General features: G+C 59.5%; 13 protein-coding genes and 2 pseudogenes. 3 read left to right on the top strand and 12 right to left on the bottom strand.

Annotated elements, in window-relative coordinates; all coding sequences use genetic code 11:
- Nucleotides 1-320: 320 nt before the first annotated feature.
- Complete coding sequence (nhaR, locus tag L3J03_10290) at nt 321-1,229, bottom strand: transcriptional activator NhaR (protein MCF6291367.1); 909 nt, start codon at nt 1,227-1,229, stop codon at nt 321-323.
- A 160-nt stretch (nt 1,230-1,389) separates the two neighbouring features.
- Here nhaR and L3J03_10285 point away from each other — a divergent pair, with 160 nt between their 5' ends.
- From L3J03_10285 to htpX, 3 genes are all read left to right on the top strand, one after another.
- Nucleotides 1,390-1,761 (top strand): hypothetical protein, encoded by a 372-nt coding sequence (locus L3J03_10285; GenBank protein MCF6291366.1) that lies wholly within the window; start codon nt 1,390-1,392, stop codon nt 1,759-1,761.
- Between the two features lie 72 nt (nt 1,762-1,833).
- Complete coding sequence (ccsB, locus tag L3J03_10280; GenBank protein ID MCF6291365.1) at nt 1,834-2,667, top strand: c-type cytochrome biogenesis protein CcsB; 834 nt, start codon at nt 1,834-1,836, stop codon at nt 2,665-2,667.
- A gap of 295 nt (nt 2,668-2,962) precedes the next feature.
- A complete protein-coding gene (gene htpX / locus L3J03_10275; protein MCF6291364.1) occupies nt 2,963-3,796 on the top strand; it encodes a zinc metalloprotease HtpX in 834 nt (277 codons plus the stop codon).
- Between the two features lie 356 nt (nt 3,797-4,152).
- Here htpX and hpt read toward each other — a convergent pair whose 3' ends face one another.
- The 11 genes and pseudogenes from hpt to pilM form a co-directional block, all read right to left on the bottom strand.
- A complete protein-coding gene (hpt, locus tag L3J03_10270) occupies nt 4,153-4,680 on the bottom strand; it encodes a hypoxanthine phosphoribosyltransferase (GenBank protein ID MCF6291363.1) in 528 nt (175 codons plus the stop codon).
- Between the two features lie 28 nt (nt 4,681-4,708).
- Nucleotides 4,709-5,146 (bottom strand): type II secretion system GspH family protein, encoded by a 438-nt coding sequence (locus L3J03_10265; GenBank protein ID MCF6291362.1) that lies wholly within the window; start codon nt 5,144-5,146, stop codon nt 4,709-4,711.
- Between the two features lie 82 nt (nt 5,147-5,228).
- Nucleotides 5,229-5,627 carry a prepilin-type N-terminal cleavage/methylation domain-containing protein gene (locus L3J03_10260; protein MCF6291361.1) on the bottom strand — a complete coding sequence of 133 codons (399 nt, stop codon included), beginning with the start codon at nt 5,625-5,627 and terminating at the stop codon, nt 5,229-5,231.
- A 208-nt stretch (nt 5,628-5,835) separates the two neighbouring features.
- Nucleotides 5,836-7,056 (bottom strand): type II secretion system F family protein, encoded by a 1,221-nt coding sequence (locus L3J03_10255; GenBank protein ID MCF6291360.1) that lies wholly within the window; start codon nt 7,054-7,056, stop codon nt 5,836-5,838.
- A 26-nt stretch (nt 7,057-7,082) separates the two neighbouring features.
- Nucleotides 7,083-8,786, bottom strand: a complete 1,704-nt coding sequence (locus tag L3J03_10250) for a GspE/PulE family protein (protein MCF6291359.1) — start codon at nt 8,784-8,786, stop codon at nt 7,083-7,085.
- Nucleotides 8,787-9,312: 526 nt separating this feature from the next.
- Nucleotides 9,313-9,480 (bottom strand): annotated as a pseudogene (locus L3J03_10245) (energy transducer TonB).
- Nucleotides 9,481-10,026: 546 nt separating this feature from the next.
- Nucleotides 10,027-10,374: pseudogene (locus L3J03_10240) on the bottom strand (ATP-binding protein).
- Between the two features lie 150 nt (nt 10,375-10,524).
- Complete coding sequence (pilQ, locus tag L3J03_10235; GenBank protein ID MCF6291358.1) at nt 10,525-12,198, bottom strand: type IV pilus secretin PilQ; 1,674 nt, start codon at nt 12,196-12,198, stop codon at nt 10,525-10,527.
- Nucleotides 12,199-12,219: 21 nt separating this feature from the next.
- Entirely contained in the window at nt 12,220-12,741 is a 522-nt protein-coding gene (locus tag L3J03_10230) for a general secretion pathway protein GspB (GenBank protein ID MCF6291357.1), read from the bottom strand.
- 18 nt (nt 12,742-12,759) lie between these two features.
- Nucleotides 12,760-13,302 (bottom strand): hypothetical protein, encoded by a 543-nt coding sequence (locus L3J03_10225; protein MCF6291356.1) that lies wholly within the window; start codon nt 13,300-13,302, stop codon nt 12,760-12,762.
- 12 nt (nt 13,303-13,314) lie between these two features.
- Nucleotides 13,315-15,255 carry a pilus assembly protein PilM gene (gene pilM, locus L3J03_10220; protein ID MCF6291355.1) on the bottom strand — a complete coding sequence of 647 codons (1,941 nt, stop codon included), beginning with the start codon at nt 15,253-15,255 and terminating at the stop codon, nt 13,315-13,317.
- Nucleotides 15,256-15,700 lie beyond the last annotated feature (445 nt).

The following is a 15,700-nucleotide window of genomic DNA, read 5'->3' as shown; positions in this document are numbered from 1 at the left end:
GCCGAAGTTGTTTCAAATTCCGTTTTTGCCGTCACGGCTGCGGCTCAGGGTCCGCTACACCGTTCGGTATAAGAAAACCCCTTTCCCGGTCCAATCTCAAACGTACGGGGTTTACCGAAACCTTACCCTCCTGGAGATTCAGGTCCGGGCCGCGGGGTCTGCGGCCCGGACCGTTACCTGGGCCGGGAACTGGGGGAGGACTCCGGCTGGGGCCGGTGAGTACCGGTGCCGCAGATGAAAGTCGCCCCGGCCGAAGCTCCGTGTCCGCGGATATTCTCATTGTTCGTTGTGGCCGGCCGATTATGCTCTGGCCATGCCAGTCAGTGTTCAGCGTTGAAAATAGAGCAACAGGCCGCCTTTTGTACGGCAACCACTGCCGGATGCTTGATGATCCGTTCCACCGAGATGGCGTAAAATTGTTCCCTCACCGCCTCGGCGCGTCCGACAACCATTACATTGTGCTGCCGCCGCACCTCCTCTTCTATTATCGAGGGGGCGGCAAAAACACCATCCCCGGCCTGGCCGAACACCTTGAGCAGGGCCTGGTCATCGAACTCCCCGGTGATCATCGGCCTGATATTCACGGAATCAAACCAGCGGTCCAGGGAACCGCGCAGGGCTGACATCGGGCTGGGCAATAACATCGGCGCGCCGTCCAGCGACCCGGGGAAGCCTTCCCGCAACCCGGCGCCGATCCGTTTGACCGCAAAAAAACTCACCCCGCATTCTCCCAGCAGATGGCTGTACGCCTTGACACTCAGTCCCGGTTTCACCGGGGTGTCGGTCAGCATGATGTCAAGGCTGTGCACGGACAGTTCCGCCAGGAGTTGTTCCTCTTTGCCTTCATGGCAGACCAGGCGGATCTGTTCGGGCAGCCGCAGGGCCGGCTCCAGGAGTTTGCGCACCACCAGTTTGGGCAGGGCGTCCACGATGCCGACAACCAGACGCAACGGCCCGGATACGGGCCGGCCCCGCACAGTGTCCAGCATCTCCCGGCCCAGGGTGAAGATCTCGTCCGCATAGCGGAAGATAACCTGTCCCGTCTCGGTCAGTTTCAGGCCGCGGCCGGCCCGGTGGAAGAGTTTGTCGCCCAGCATCTCTTCGAGTTTAGCCACCTGGGCGCTGATGGTGGAAGGCGCCAGGCGGAGCCGTTCGCTGGCCCGGCTTATGCTTTCCTCCCGGGCCACTGACCAGAAGTAGTATAAATGGTGATAGTTAAGCCATTCCATGGTTTTTTTTAGTTCGTTTTTTTCGAAAGTTAATAACATAATTTTCTATTTGTTGCAATTGTATTTTGGTATTATTTTATAAGCATTCTGCGGCCTCTGCGGCCTCTGCTGCCTCTGCGTATTCTGCGGTGAAAATTTTTTTTAAAAAAGGGGACCCGTGATGATACTTGAAATAAACAGCAAACAGGCGGGAATAGACGAAGATGTATCCCGCCAGGCCAGGCATCTGCTACGGTTTTCGCTAAGCCGGTTCGAGGGGGTTGTCTCGCGGGTGAAGGTCCGTTTTTTTGATATAAACGGACCCAAAGGGGGCGTGGATAAACGTTGCCGGATCATGGCCAAGCTGAGAAGGTCCGGGCAGATTGTGGTCCTGGGCCAGGGGAGCAATTATCTGGAGGCGCTCGGCAACTGCCTGGAGAGGCTGGTACGCTCAACCCGGCGGGAAGTTGAAAAACGTCGCTATGCTCCTGTTCGGCTGAAACGAAGAACTGACCTTGTAACTGCCATTCAGAACGAAATGCCGACCAGGTGATCTGGGCCAGCCTCCCGTGGCGGGGCCTGACCTTTTTCATCCGGACAGACACCAATTGATGCGAGGTATCCCATGGACAGTTCATTGCTTTTAGGTGTTACAACCTTTGCCTACCTCCTGGCCGCGGTTCTCTATGTGGCCCTTTTTGTTTTCCGGGCCGGGAAACTGGGCCTGGCGGCGACAACGGCGACCCTGGTCGCCCTGCTGATAAATACCGCCGGGATCGCTCTCAGGTGGGTTGAATCGCACCAGATGGGGATTGGCTATGCGCCCCTGTCAAACATGTACGAGTCACTGGTCTTTTTTGCCTGGTCCATTGCCCTTTTCTACCTGTGGCTGGAATATAGATATAAAAACCGCTTCCTCGGCGCCTTTGCCATGCCCTTTGCCGCGCTGGCCATGATCCTGGCTGAAATGAAAAATCCGGCGATCACCCCCCTGGTACCGGCCCTGCAAAGCAACTGGCTCATCGCCCACGTGGTTACCTGTTTTATCGGCTATGCCGCCTTTGCGGTGGCCTGCGGGCTTGGCGCAATGTACCTGTTGAAGAACAGGGCGGAATCAAGGCGCAAGGCCGGCAAGCTCCTGGCCCAGTTGCCTTGCCTGAAGGTTATTGAGGACATAATTCACAAGACCCTTGTTTTCGGCTTTTTCTGGTTGACGGCCGGCATAATCAGCGGTGCGGTATGGGCAAACTCCGCCTGGGGCACCTACTGGAGCTGGGACCCGAAAGAGACCTGGTCCCTGGTCACCTGGTTTGTTTATGCCGCGGCCCTGCATTTTCGTTTTACCAGGGGCTGGGCCGGGCAGAGAGTCGCCTGGTTTGCCATCATCGGCTTTGCCTCGGTGATGTTCACCTACTATGGGGTGAATTACGTGCTTTCCGGGCTGCACAGTTACGGATAAATGGCCGGTAAGCGTTCACCAGCACCTCATCTTCGCCCATTTGGGCCTGCTCGAATAGCGCCAGTATGCTTCGCTGTCCCAAATGAACGAATCTAAGCCACTGGTAAACGCTTACGGGCATGAGTTTACCGTAATTCCATACCCCCGGTGAACGGTTACAATGGCCGCTGGTCACCGGATGACACTGATTGCGCTGTCCGGGGTCATTTTCAGACGCATGATTATACACCCCGTGATCGGTTGTGCGGCCCGGCAACAGCAGGATTTATTTCATTAAAGGAGGTTCCGGACAGTTATGATTAATACTGCCAAGATTTTTTTGCTCATGGCCGCGCTGAGCGGTCTGTTCATGGTTGCCGGCCAGGCCCTGGGCGGGCAGGGCGGTATGGTGATGGCCCTGGTCATGGCCCTGGGGATGAATTTTTTCGCCTACTGGTTCAGCGACAGGATGGCCCTGAAGATGAGCCGGGCCAGGCAGGTAAGCAATGTCGAGGCGCCTGAACTCCACGCCATGGTCGACAACCTGGCAACAAGGGCCGGCCTGCCCAAACCCCGGGTCTATATCATGCCCGGTGACACCCCCAACGCCTTTGCCACCGGCCGCAACCCGGAACATGCCGCCGTGGCGGTGACCGAGGGGCTGCTGCGCCTGCTGAACCGCGATGAACTGGAAGGGGTGCTGGCCCATGAACTGGCCCATATCAAGAACCGCGACATCCTGATAAGCTCCGTTGCCGCGGTCATGGCCGGCGCGATCAGTTACCTGGCCACCATGGCCCAGTGGGCCATGATCTTCGGCGGCAGGGGGGATGATGAAGAGGGCGGCGGCCTGATCGGCACCATTGCCATGATGATAATCGCCCCCATTGCCGCGGCCCTGATCCAGATGGCCATTTCCCGCAGCCGGGAATACCAGGCCGATGCCGTTGGTGCCGAGATCAGCGGCAAGCCCCATGGACTGGCCGGCGCCCTCAAACGACTGGAAGAGTATAACCGAAAACGTCCCATGCAGGTCAATCCGGCCACGGCCCAGATGTATATCGTCAACCCGTTGAGCGGCCGGTCAATGTCACGACTGTTCAGCACCCATCCGCCCATCCGGGAGAGGATCAGAAGACTGACCGGATAAGGCCCGGGCTCTGCCCTCCGGCCCGTTACTGGTCCCAGTTAAGGTTAAAGCCCCCGCCTTCAGGCGGGTAGATTTATCACTTCCAATGGAATCCGGTTGGAAGGGAAGAGTTTTTTTTACTTCGTGCTCGTGAACGTGCTCGTGAACGTAAACGTGATCGAGACAAGAAAAAAATAAATATGTTGCGAGCAAGCAGGATGGATTATCAAGGAGAGTCGCTCGATAAATGGACTTGTCGTTCGCCAAAAGCACTTATGTTCGTGTACGAGTACGTTCACGTTCACGAGCACGAGCACGTCAAAAACGGGTCTTGGACCCGTATCCCGACTTTCAGTCGTTAAGTTAACCCACCGTCTTCAGACGGTGGTTGTTAAGTTGAGCTGATATACCTCCGGGTAATTGCGGTGCTGCTCGGCATAGTCCAGGCCGTAGCCCACCAGGAAGCCGTGCCCGACCTCAAAGCCGGCATAGTCGGAAACCACCTCTACCTGGCGCCGTTCTTTTTTGTCGATCAGGGTGCAGAGCCGCACCGAGCGCGGCTTATGCTTAATAAAATAGTCCTTGAGATAGGCAATGGTCCGGCCGGTGTCAACGATATCCTCGACCAGGAGCACGTCCTTGCCGGCAACGGCCAGTTCGATATCCTTGAGCAGGCGGATCTCGCCGGCCGTTGCGCGCGAGCCGTAGCTCGCCACCCGGACGAAATCCACCTCCAGGGGCAGGTTGATCTCCCGGACCAGGTCGGCGAGAAAGACAAAGGCCCCGTTTAATATCCCCACCAGCACCAGGGAACGACCTTCATAGTCGCGGGTGATGGCCGCGCCCAGTTCCTTGACCCGGGCCCTGATCTCCGCCCTTGAGATAACCAGTTCCTTTGTCTCCATGGTCTTTTCCAGTTTACATCGTAACCGGTCAGGGGATGAATCCCGTGTTTCCGGTAATCAGTATCTCCTCGGAGTTGTTCAGGATCAGGGTGATGTCGCTGGACCCCGGGCTTCCCCAGGAATCAAAGGAGACCGTGGTTGCGCCGGAGGTGAGGGCGACCCCGCTGGGAAAGGAGTGGCTGGAATCTCCTTCGGGCAGGTTCCGGGCGGTGCTGTCCCGGAAAAGGGTGTAGCCGCTTGAGGTCAGGGTGATCTTCCAGGGGACGTTGTCGTTCATGGCCCGGGCCTGGGCGTAGCGAAGGTTGTTTTTGAGCATGTCAACCTCGGCCGTCAGCCTGTTGCGGGTGATCGAGGTGGTTTGAGACAGGACCACCGCGCCGACGATCGTTACGATTATCAAAACCGCGATTATCTCGACCAGGGTGAAACCGTGGTTATCGGTCCGGTTGCCGGGGAGAGGGGCCATCTGTTTATCCTGCCGGGATGCGGGCCGCTGGTTGAACAGGCGGCAGGGCGTTGCAATATGAAAAGGTCCGGCGGACGCTCGGCTACGGTATGAGCCACTCGTCGGTCACCGGCGTGTCAAGATCAACGGTTTTGACGGCAGAGACGGTGATGTCAATTCCGTCGCCAGCGGTATTGGCGGCCACGGTGATTTTAAAGTCGCCAAAGGTAGCGTTGGCTGTTGTCGGGAGTTGGGATTCCGTCAGGATCTCGGACGCGGTCCCCGAGACCCCGTTGTTTTTCAGCAGAAGGGAGCCGTAGGCCGTGGCCAGCCGGCCCTTGATCTCGCCGACGCAGCCCTCGGCCGCTTTTTTCCGGGCCTCGTCCTGCAGGTTCAGATACTTGGGCACTGCCACTGCCGCCAGGATGCCGAGGATGATCAGCACGGCAATGATCTCGATCAGGGTGAAGCCTTTCTGGTTACGGAGCTTTCTAAGAGCCATCTGCATTGGGATACCTCCAACCGTATAATTGTTCAGCATTTTTTCAGAGTATGGCGGCCCGCCTGGCGCGGTCGCCGGCCGGATGCGGGCCGTCCTCCTTTGAAGTGAAGGTCATTGCAAGATAAGTAGCACAGGAACATGTTTAGGGCAATGCATTTTATCCCTGCCCTGGCGGGCATATTTCAGGGTCCGGCGCCGGGCCGCCGCGCTATTGCACCATCTTGGTCAGGTCCCACATCGGCAGGAAGATGGCCAGGGCAAAAAAACCGACCACCGCGGCCAGGCAGATGGTGAGGACCGGGCCCAGGGCGTCGGCCAGTTGCTTGGTGGCGTATTCCACCTCATAATCGTAATGGTCCGAGATCTCCTGGAGCATGGCGTCCAGGTCGCCGGATTCCTCGCCGATGGCGATCATGTTGATCACCATCGGCGGGAAGTACCGGGCATGGCGCAGCGGCTCGGCAATGCCGCGGCCTTCCTCGAGCCGGACCCGGACCAGGTCGAATTCCCGGCCGATGGCCGCGTTGCCGATGGTCCCGGACAGGATCCGGATCGCCTCCAGCACCGTTACCCCGCTGGCCTGGAGAATGGAGAAGATGCTGGCAAAACGGGACATCGCCGCCTTGACGAACAGCGGGCCGATGATTGGAATTCTGAGCAGCAGGGCGTCCCGGTTGAGACGGCCCTGCTCGGTCTTGAGATAGACGGCCAGGCCGATGGAACCGGGCACCAGCAGGGCCAGGAGGATCATCCAGTAATCACGGAGAAATGTGTACATGGCCACGCAGATCACGGTGGGCAGCGGCAGGTCGATGCCGGCCGAGCTGAACACGGTGATGAACTGGGGGATGACAAAGGTGAGCAGCACGAAAAAGGCAACGGTCAGGAACACCACCACGATGATCGGGTACTGGAGGGCGCTCTTGACCTCGCTCTTGACCTTATGTTCGTGTTCCAGGATATAGGAGAGCCGGTCCAGGACCTCGGCGAGCATGCCGCTGGTCTCGCCGGCCCTGATCATGCTCCGGTACAGGCTGGAGAAGACCCCGGGGTGCCGGTTGAAGGCATCGTGGAGACTGCTGCCATCCTGGATGTCCATTGCCATGGCGGCGGCGATCTTTTTCAGTTTAAGGTTCTCGGTCTGCAGCTCCAGGGTCCGGAGCAGGTCGAGGATCGAGATCCCGGCCCTGATCATCGTCCGGAACTGCTTGGTAAAAAGGATCAGGTCCGGCGCTGAGACCTTGGCCAGACGCGCGTTCAGCTTTTCAAGGGAAAGGTTGAACGCGCCGTTGCCGCCGGACTTGATCCTGACCGGGATATAGCCCTGGGCGCTCAGCTTGTCGGCCGCCGCATCCCGGGAATCGGCATCAATGGTGCCGGTGATGGCGTTGCCGTTGCCGGTGATGGCCTGGTAGGAGAAACTGGGCATGGCTCTTGTCCGTTTATCGGGTGGAATCAGATCATTACCGCCAGGGCGGCCTCTTCCAGGGTGGTGATTCCCTTGCAGACCTTGGCCAGGGCATCGTCGCGCAGTTCGCTGAGTCTGCCCGTTTTCTTGGCGGCCCGGGTGATCTCCCGGGCCGAGGCGTGTTTCAGGGTCATCTCCTGGACCATCTCGTCCACGATCAGGGTCTCGAAAATACCGGTCCTTCCCCGGTAGCCGGTGTCCTTGCAATGGAAGCAGCCGCGGCCGTGCATAAGCGTTTTCTCTTCTATCGTGTCCAGCCCCCAGCCGGCCCGGACCGCGGCCGGCGGATCAAAGGGCTCCCTGCAGTGCGGGCAGATCTTGCGCACCAGCCGCTGGGCAAAGGACATCAGCAGGACCGAGACCACCAGGTAGGGCTCGATGCCCATGTCCAGCAGCCGGGTAATGGCGCCGGCCGCGTTGTTGGTGTGCACCGTGCTCAGGACCAGGTGGCCGGTCAGGGCCGCCTGGATGGCGATGGTCGCGGTTTCGGCGTCGCGGATTTCACCGACCATCACCACGTCCGGGTCCTGGCGGAGAACAGACCTGAGTCCGCTGGCAAAGGTCATCCCGGCCTTGCGGTTCAACTGTACCTGGCGGATACGTTCCATCCGGTATTCCACCGGGTCCTCCAGGGTGATGATATTCAACTCGGGCCGGTAGATTTCCTTGAGAATGGAGTAGATGCTGGAACTTTTGCCACTGCCGGTGGGGCCGGTACTCAGGATCATCCCATAGGGCTTGACGATCATCGCGCGGATCTTTTTCATGTCCGTTGCAGACATGCCCAGGAGTTCCAGGGAATAGAAGCCGCTGCTCATGTCCAGCAGCCGCAGGACCAGGTTTTCCCCATAGGTGGTGGGCATGGTCGAGACCCGGATGTTGATCTCCCTGTTTTCCATCTTAACGGTGAACCGGCCGTCCTGGGGGATTCGCGCGGAGGCGATATCCATGTTGGCCAGGATCTTGATCCGGGAGACGATGGGCAGGAACATGGGCTTGGAAGGCGATGGTACGTTCTGGAGCCTGCCGTCGATCCGGAACTGGAGAAAGACATAGTCCTTCTCCGGGGTGAAATGGATATCGCTGGCCCCCTCGCGGACCGCCTGGGTCAGGATCGAGTTCACCAGCCGGACCACCGGCGCCTCCTCGGCCAGGTCCTGGAGCGAGGGCCGGTCGAGTTCCTCGGCCTTTCCCCCGGTCCCCTCCTGGTCTGCGCCGTAGACCTCCATGTCCACGCTCTCCAGGACCCCGTCCAGGTCCGAATACATCCCGTAGAGACTGCTGATCAAGGTGTTCAGTTCCTGTTCGGTGCAGATCACCGGTTCCACTTCAAGGTTGGTCAGCACCTCCACCTTGTCCATGGCGGTGATATCCATGGGATCGACCATGGCCACGGTCAGCAGGTAGCCTTTTTTCCGCAACGGCGCGACCTGGAACTTCTGGGCGATCTCCACCGGCAGCAGCTGGGCCATGTTGAGGTCAACCGGGTATGCCTCGGAGCTGTACTGATCGATTTTGAGCTGCTGCGCGACCAGGTCCATGATCCGGCGTTCGCTGATAATGCCCTGGCGGGTGAGGAACTGTCCCAGCTTCAGGTTGGTGTTTTTCTGGTCCGCCAGGGCCGAGTTGAGCTGTTCTTCGTTTAACAGCCCGGCCTCCACCAGCATCTCGCCCAGCTTCTTTTTTTTCACGCTCCTCTTATGCCTCGGGATGGTGTTAGCGGAAATATGCCTGGTTCTTGTCCAGGCCGGAGATGATCCTGGCCCCGGATGCCAGGGAGGGCGGCAGGTCGGCAACAGCTTGGGCCGCGCTCTCCTGGTTCAGGAAGTACTCTTGCAGCAGGATGGCGAATCGCAGTTCCCCCGGCTGGTCCCGCATTGGAATGATCAGCATCGGCGGGGCGGTCTTGTCATGGGCCTGGAGCAGGCGATAGGCTGCCTCCAGGTCCCTGGTCATTCCGGTCCGCACCCAGAGAACCCGGGCCGCCAGCGGGGTCAGGCGCACGGGAATGGCGGGAAAGCGGATTACCGTGCCGACCTCGATCCGGTTCCGGTCGGTGATCCGGGGGTTCAACGTCAGGACCTTGCGGGTGTTCTGCGGGGTAAAGCTATAGGGCCCATAGACCCGGCGGATCATCTCACCCAGGGTATCGTTGTTGCGGACAACGATTTTGCCCAGGGTTTCAAGGTCCTGCCAGCGGTCCGCCGCCGGCGCGACCTTGGCCGCGGCCATTGGCGCCGGGGTCGGTTCCGCCACCGCCGGCGAGGAAGAGACCTCCGCGGCCGGCGGTGGCGGCTGGTTGTTCACCGTGACCGGCGCTGGCCCGGCAACCGGTTCCACCGCCGGTTCACCGGCTGGCGCGCTCCCGGCCGGCCGCGGCGCCGGGGGCCGGGTTGCAACCGTGGCCGGTTGTGGTTGCGATTGCGGCTGGGAAGCGGCAATCATGGCCGTGGTCTCCGGTGGCGGGCCGGCTTCATCTTTCGGGGCCAGCAGTTCAGCGCCGATCCCGGTGATGATGAGGACCAGGATCACCCCGGACAGGGTCCCGATCTGGAGCCGGCGCCAGTGTCGCGCCTGTTCGGGGAAGACCTGCCGGGCGCAGGTATAGGCCAGGAACCAGTCGGCCCGGCGCCGGTGCTGGATGATCAGGGAAAGGATGATCGCATGGCAGAGATTGACGATCTTGCGCGGATATCCCCTGGTCGCCAGGAAGATCACGGCCAGGGCCGCGCGGCTGAAACAGGCGGGACCCTTGCCGGTCTCGCTGGCCCGGTCCAGACGGAAGCGGATCATCTCCCCTGTTTCCCGGAACGAGAGCGGTCCCAGGACCTGGTAATAATTGATCCGGTCGGTGAAGTTGTTCCGCCCGGCGAGTTGGTCTTCGAACTCAGGCTGGGCAAAGATCACCGTTTGCAGCAGCTTGGCGTCATTGGTCTCGTAGTTGAGGAATTCCCTGAGGATCTCCAGGCAGGGGCCGGGGATCTTCTGCCCCTCGTCCACGATCAGCAGGATGATCCGGTCATTGTCCACGCCCTGCTGGAAAAGAAACTGTTTGATCTGTTCCTTGAGCTGCCTTTCGCTGGCGTCTGGTCCGGGTTTCTCGCCGGTCAGCATGGTTGCCACCGTGGTCAGGAATTCCCGGCCGTTGCCAAAGTCGGGGTCAAGGATGAGGTGGGCCTTCACCCTTGGATCGTGGTCGAATGCGCGGATCAACTGGCGGCAGAGGGTGGTCTTGCCCGTGCCCACCTCGCCGATGACCACGTTGAGGCCCCGTTGCATTCTGATCGAGAGTTCCAGCTTCTGCAGGCACCCCACATGCTGCTCGGACTGGAAGAAGAGATCCGGGTCCGGCGAGTTGGAGAAGGGTTCCTGCTTGAAATCAAGGAGTTTGAAGTAATCCATGCCAGGGGTTCGGTTCAGGACCGTGGTTTAACGGCGGCCGTAAGCGGCGGCGTCTGTTTTCTGTTTGAGAATATGCGGGGTGATGAAGATCAGCACCTCTTCCATGGAACTGCTGTTGTTATTGTTCTTGAACAGCTTGCCCACCCCGGGGAGGTCCTGGAGATAGGGGATCCCGGAGTTGGCCCTGGAGTCTGATTCCTTGCTCAGGCCGCCGATCACCGTGGTCGCGCCGTCGGCCAGGATCAGGTTGGTCATCGCGGTTTTCTTGATGATGGTGGGGTTGCCGGCCACGGTCTGGGTGAAATCCACCTCATCCTTGTTGATGATGATCATCAGTTTGAGTTGCCCCTGGTCAATGACATGGGGGGTGACCTCCAGCCGCAGGGTGGCGTCCTTGAAGTCGATATTAATGTTGCCAGTGCTGTCCACGGTCTGGAACGGCACGGTTTTACCGCTTTCGATCACCGCCATCTGGTTGTCCAGGGTGGTGATCGAGGGGGTGGAGAGGATGTTCAGCTTATTGGCCGCCTCCAGGGCCGAGAGTTGGACGTCAAGCAGATAACTGCCGATTTTCTGGCCGACAAAACCAATGGTCAGACCATTGCCGGCAGCGAGCAGGGTGGATGCGGTAAGGTCGGCCGGCAGGTTGACGACATTGCCGGCAAGGGGGTCGACAGCGGTATTAAGGGAACCGCCGGTGACTCCGGATGCGTTGGCGCCGGCGGTTATCCAGTGATTGTTGCCGTCCGGACCATTGCCGGCATAGGCGCCGGCCCACTGGATGCCCAGGGCCCGGGCCGTACCCTTGGTGGTCTCGATGATATGGGCCTCAAGCAGCACCTGGATGGTGGGGCGGTCCAGTTTCTCCACCAGGGCCACGATCTTGGCCAGGTCGTCCCGCAGGGCGTGGACCACCAGGGAGTTGGTCTGGGTGTCCGCGGTGACCGAGCCGATCTCCTTGCCGTTTTCGTCCTTGGTCAGCAGTTTTTCAAAAAGTTCCTCTATTTTTTTCTTATTACTCTTCTGATCGGTGCTGGTGGTGTCGGACGAGGTGTTGATGTTTTTTTCAATGCTGCTGAACTCCTTTAACCGGTCGATGGTATAGAAGTTGAGCGGGATGACCCTGGTCAGGAGCGGCCCCACCTTTTTCGACTCCATCTGCCTGGACTTTCGCTGCTGTTGGACCTCCTCGATCTTCAGGTCATGCTCCAGGTCCTCGACGGACATCACCCGGATGATATTGCCCTCCCAGGCATAGGTGAGCCCCCTGGTCCGGAGTATGGCCAGAAAGACCTGATTCCAGGGGGTATTCTTGACGTCAACCTGGGTGGTTCCCTTGACCCCGGCGTTCATCATGATGTTCTGGCCGGCAGCCTGGGCCAGGGCGCGGAGGATGACATTGACATCCGTGTTGCGCATGGACATGGTTACGTTCTTGGTGGGCAGGGCCCGGCCTGGCGCGGATTTTTTTTCCGCTGTTTTCTCCCGGGACTTCGGCTCCGGCAGGGCGATGTCCCTTGCCTTGAGCGAGGGGGAGTGGGGCCGTGAGGTCTCCACCCGTTGCTGCCACCGGGTAAAGGTATCCGTCTGTTTCGGGCCGGTTTTGGCGGCCGGAGCGCACCCCGCCAGGAGAGCGGCCATCACCATGGCGACAACGGGCCACGGTCCTCTGTTGATGAGATGGGTTAAACTGGTAGTCATGGTCGGTTTCCCCTTGCTCTCTTATTCCGCCAGCGGCACAAGAATTCTCCTTGATTCAGGCGGAAAAGAGGCGAAGTCCGGGTGCTGCCCGGTCATTTCAATAACCACCTTGCGCGGCAGGATCGACCGGATGATGAAGTCGCCGGGTTCAATGGTCTCGCCGCTTCGATACTCCAGGCCGTTGATGATCGCCATCCTGACCTTGCCGACCTGGAGGAAACCGGAGTAGAGAAAATCAGCCGCCAGGGGATTTCCCACACCAGCATCGGTATCGGCCGGGCGCGGTTGCGGCCGGTCGACAAACAGGTCGTCCCGGATCCAGCCGGACTCGGCCCGGGCAATGGCATGGACCTCGGCCCTGGAAAGATCATTATCGCGCAGTTCGGCGGCCGCATCAACCACTATCCGCTTCACTTCCTTCAGTTCAGCCGTATCTCCGGCAGGATACTCCTCGATGTCCGCCGGGGGCACGAACAGCAGATAGCCGCCGTAAACGACCACCATTGCCATGATCAGCAGGATAATTTTTTCTCGTCGGGTCATTGTACTACTTTTTTAGTATTACCGGGCCTGGAGCGCCAGCCAGAACTTGAGCCGGAACTCCTTGAAGCCCGGCGCCGAATTAATCCGGATTTCCTCAAGGTGACGGAGGGCGGGCTCCCGGCCCAGCTCTATCAGAATCTTGCGCAGGGCAGGGAATCCGCCCCTTAACAAGGCGGTTACCCGCAACAGCTTGGCGTCCCTTGGCATTGATTTGAAATCAGGGGTCATTGAAAGGGGCTCCATTCCCTGACCGCGCATCGTTTCCCGGAGATTTTTCAGGAACCCGTCCAGGTCTTCCAGGGCCAGGGCGGCCGGTTCGGGAAAGGGCAGGCCGTGTTCCTCTTTCTGCCGGAGCCGGCCGATCAGTTCCTGGTAAACCGGGAAGAGTTCCTTCCGTTCCTTGAGTTCGGCCGTCTTGGCGGCAATCTCCCGGTCCATGCGGTCCAGGGAGCGTTGCAAGGGCAGGAGCGCCAGGAGAACAAAGGCCAGCAGCCCGCTGATGCAGATCAGGATAACGGTGATGCTCTTTCCGCTGATGGGTAGTTGTTTCTCTTCTGCCATAATGCGTCGCACCTAGAGTATCTCGACGGAGAGGGTGAAGTTAAGGACAATGGCGCCCTGGTAGGCGTCGATACTGCTTCTTTGCAGCGCCGGCCGGCCGAACAGCGGCGAGGTGGCCAGTCTGGCCAGGTAGCCGGCCAGGGCCGAGTCGAGCAGTTGCCGGTCGCCGCGGATCAAGCCGTTGATGATCAGATTTTTTTTTCGTTTGCCGGTGGCCGGCGTGTTCTCCCGCCCTGCTGTTGCGGACGGCGGACCCAGCAGGCAGGAGGCGCTGAACAGGGAAATACGCTCCGGGGTCAGTCCGCTCAATTCGTTGAGTACCGCCATGCCGAGATAGCGGTGGCTGTATTCCCGCATCTGTTCCTTTTTTGCCTTGATCCGAACGGTCACCTGCCGTAGGAAGCCCCGGTCAAGGGTCATGTTGTATTGGGAGAGCTGCCGGTTGAGTTGATCGAGCCGGGTGTTTTTCGCCTTGCCCGCAAAGATCTGCCAGCAGAAGAGGCTGCCGCAGACGAGGGCAAGGACCAGGAAGGTCAGCAGTACGCCCCGTTCGAACAGGAGGGCCCTGGCCTGGGCCTTTTTCTGCTTATAGGTATGGAGGAAGTTGGGGGTGCGGGAGTTGTTGGCCAGGGCCAGACCCATGGCCAGGGTGTAGGAGACCCGTTCCCGGACGGTCCGCGGATGGGCCGCGCCCTTGCGGACCGCCGGGCTTGGGGCAAAGGGATCAATGGTGGCGCAGGGCAGGCCGAGCTGGCCGCCGATGTGCCTGACCAGGTGCTGGTAGGTATCGATCTTGCCGGCAATATAGATCTTCTCGACCGGGGTGTTGGGAGATATCGAGTCATAATGTTCAAAGGTGCGCTCGATCTGGCGAAGCAGCCGCTCCATTGCCGGCTGGATGATTGCAAAGACCTCGGCCTCGCTGAGCCCGGCGCCGGGCTCCTGTTGATTGAGCGGCGCGGCCTCGGCATTCATGCTGTAGAGAATCCGGCAGGCCTCTTCCAGGGTCGGGTTCCGGGTCGGGCTGTCAACGGCGTCCCGGGAATCATCGACCAGCGACAGGGACAGGCCCTGTTGGTCGGCAACCGGTGGCTCGTTGGCCGGGGCGGTTGCCAGCCGTTCCTTCAGACCCTCGACCAGGTCCTCGGCCATGCTGTTGATCCCGGTCTTGATCCCCCGGATCAGCACCAGTTGTCCCTGGGAAAAGATGTCGATGCGGGACCAGTTGCGGCCGATGTACAGATGACAGACCACCCGGCCGGCATCCGCGGCGATCCAGTTGGTCCGAAACAGGTTCTGCAGGGCGAACGGGGCAATGGTGATTCCGGTCAAGGGGTAGCCGCTCTTGGCGAACAGCTCCTTGATTTCGGCCACCTCGGACCTGGGCGCGGTACAGGCGAGTACCCTGGTTTTTTTGACCCCTTTGTCCGTGGTCTCGCCCAGGACCTCGAAATCAAAGATCACCCGTTGTTCATCAAGTGGCAGGTCCTTCTTAAAGGCCCAGGCCACGGTGTCGGCAAGCTGTTTCCTGGGAACCCTGGGGACCTGCAACTGACGGACTTCCACGTTGGCCGCGGAAACAGTACTCCAGAGCGCGACCTTGCGGTCGGCTCCGCAGAATTTCCGCAGCTCCCGGCCGAGAAAAAAGGGGAACCGGTCGCTTGTCCGGTCCGCCTCGGCTGCAAAAGTGATTGCAGCATAGGCCAGGAGTTGGATATTCTGCTCCGAGACCTGGACCGTCTTGATCAGTTTGATGTCATGAAAGCCGATGTCAACCCCCACGGTGACAAGGCCGCGGGCCCGGCCCGGAGTAAAGAAGTTTTTTTTGCTGTTCAGCTTTTCAGGGGAAGGGAGGTCAGGACCCCCGGGGCCGGGATCAGGGGTGCCGGACGAATCGTTGCGAATGAGATCAAGAAGTTTTTCTGTGGAGGATATATGGTGTTGCTTGGCCACAACTGGGTCTCCGGGGGGCGGCATTTCAGCAGTGGACGGTACGGGGAGAGGCAATCCACCGGCACTACTTTTTGATATTTTTCAAAGCAGTGGGGATGCTTTTAAATCATTGCCATCAGTATGAACATATGGGGGCTCTGTTTGTCAAGGGTATTTGTCGGTTTGTTTTTGGGAAAAATAGAATAAAAAACATGGTGTTGCAGTGCGGTCGGCTGTGAAAATCATCCCTAAACAAGATGAACTCGTAACAACCCGAAAGGCTTCAAATGCCACCCAATAAAATCAACAAGTTACAAGACGAATCACGTCCGTCGAGCGGTAAGGTTTCGGTAAACCCCGCACGTTTGAGGTTGGACCGGGAAAGGGGTTTTCTTATACCGAACGGTGTAGCGGACCCTGAGCCGCAGCCGTGACGGCAAAAGCGGAATTTGAAACAACTTCGGCA

The organism is Desulfobacterales bacterium (assembly GCA_021647905.1).
GTDB lineage: Bacteria > Desulfobacterota > Desulfobulbia > Desulfobulbales > BM004 > JAKITW01.
This window is presented reverse-complemented; position numbering and strand designations above follow the sequence as displayed.

Excerpts from the sequence above, each read along its gene's own strand:
- hpt (MCF6291363.1), bottom strand. The coding sequence starts at position 4,680 with ATGGAGACAAAGGAACTGGTTATCTCAAGGGCGGAGATCAGGGCCCGG.
- htpX (MCF6291364.1), top strand. The coding sequence starts at position 2,963 with ATGATTAATACTGCCAAGATTTTTTTGCTCATGGCCGCGCTGAGCGGT.
- L3J03_10230 (MCF6291357.1), bottom strand. The coding sequence starts at position 12,741 with ATGACCCGACGAGAAAAAATTATCCTGCTGATCATGGCAATGGTGGTC.
- ccsB (MCF6291365.1), top strand. The coding sequence starts at position 1,834 with ATGGACAGTTCATTGCTTTTAGGTGTTACAACCTTTGCCTACCTCCTG.
- L3J03_10255 (MCF6291360.1), bottom strand. The coding sequence starts at position 7,056 with ATGCCCAGTTTCTCCTACCAGGCCATCACCGGCAACGGCAACGCCATC.
- nhaR (MCF6291367.1), bottom strand. The coding sequence starts at position 1,229 with ATGGAATGGCTTAACTATCACCATTTATACTACTTCTGGTCAGTGGCC.
- L3J03_10225 (MCF6291356.1), bottom strand. The coding sequence starts at position 13,302 with ATGGCAGAAGAGAAACAACTACCCATCAGCGGAAAGAGCATCACCGTT.
- pilQ (MCF6291358.1), bottom strand. The coding sequence starts at position 12,198 with ATGACTACCAGTTTAACCCATCTCATCAACAGAGGACCGTGGCCCGTT.
- L3J03_10260 (MCF6291361.1), bottom strand. The coding sequence starts at position 5,627 with ATGGCTCTTAGAAAGCTCCGTAACCAGAAAGGCTTCACCCTGATCGAG.
- L3J03_10285 (MCF6291366.1), top strand. The coding sequence starts at position 1,390 with ATGATACTTGAAATAAACAGCAAACAGGCGGGAATAGACGAAGATGTA.
- L3J03_10265 (MCF6291362.1), bottom strand. The coding sequence starts at position 5,146 with ATGGCCCCTCTCCCCGGCAACCGGACCGATAACCACGGTTTCACCCTG.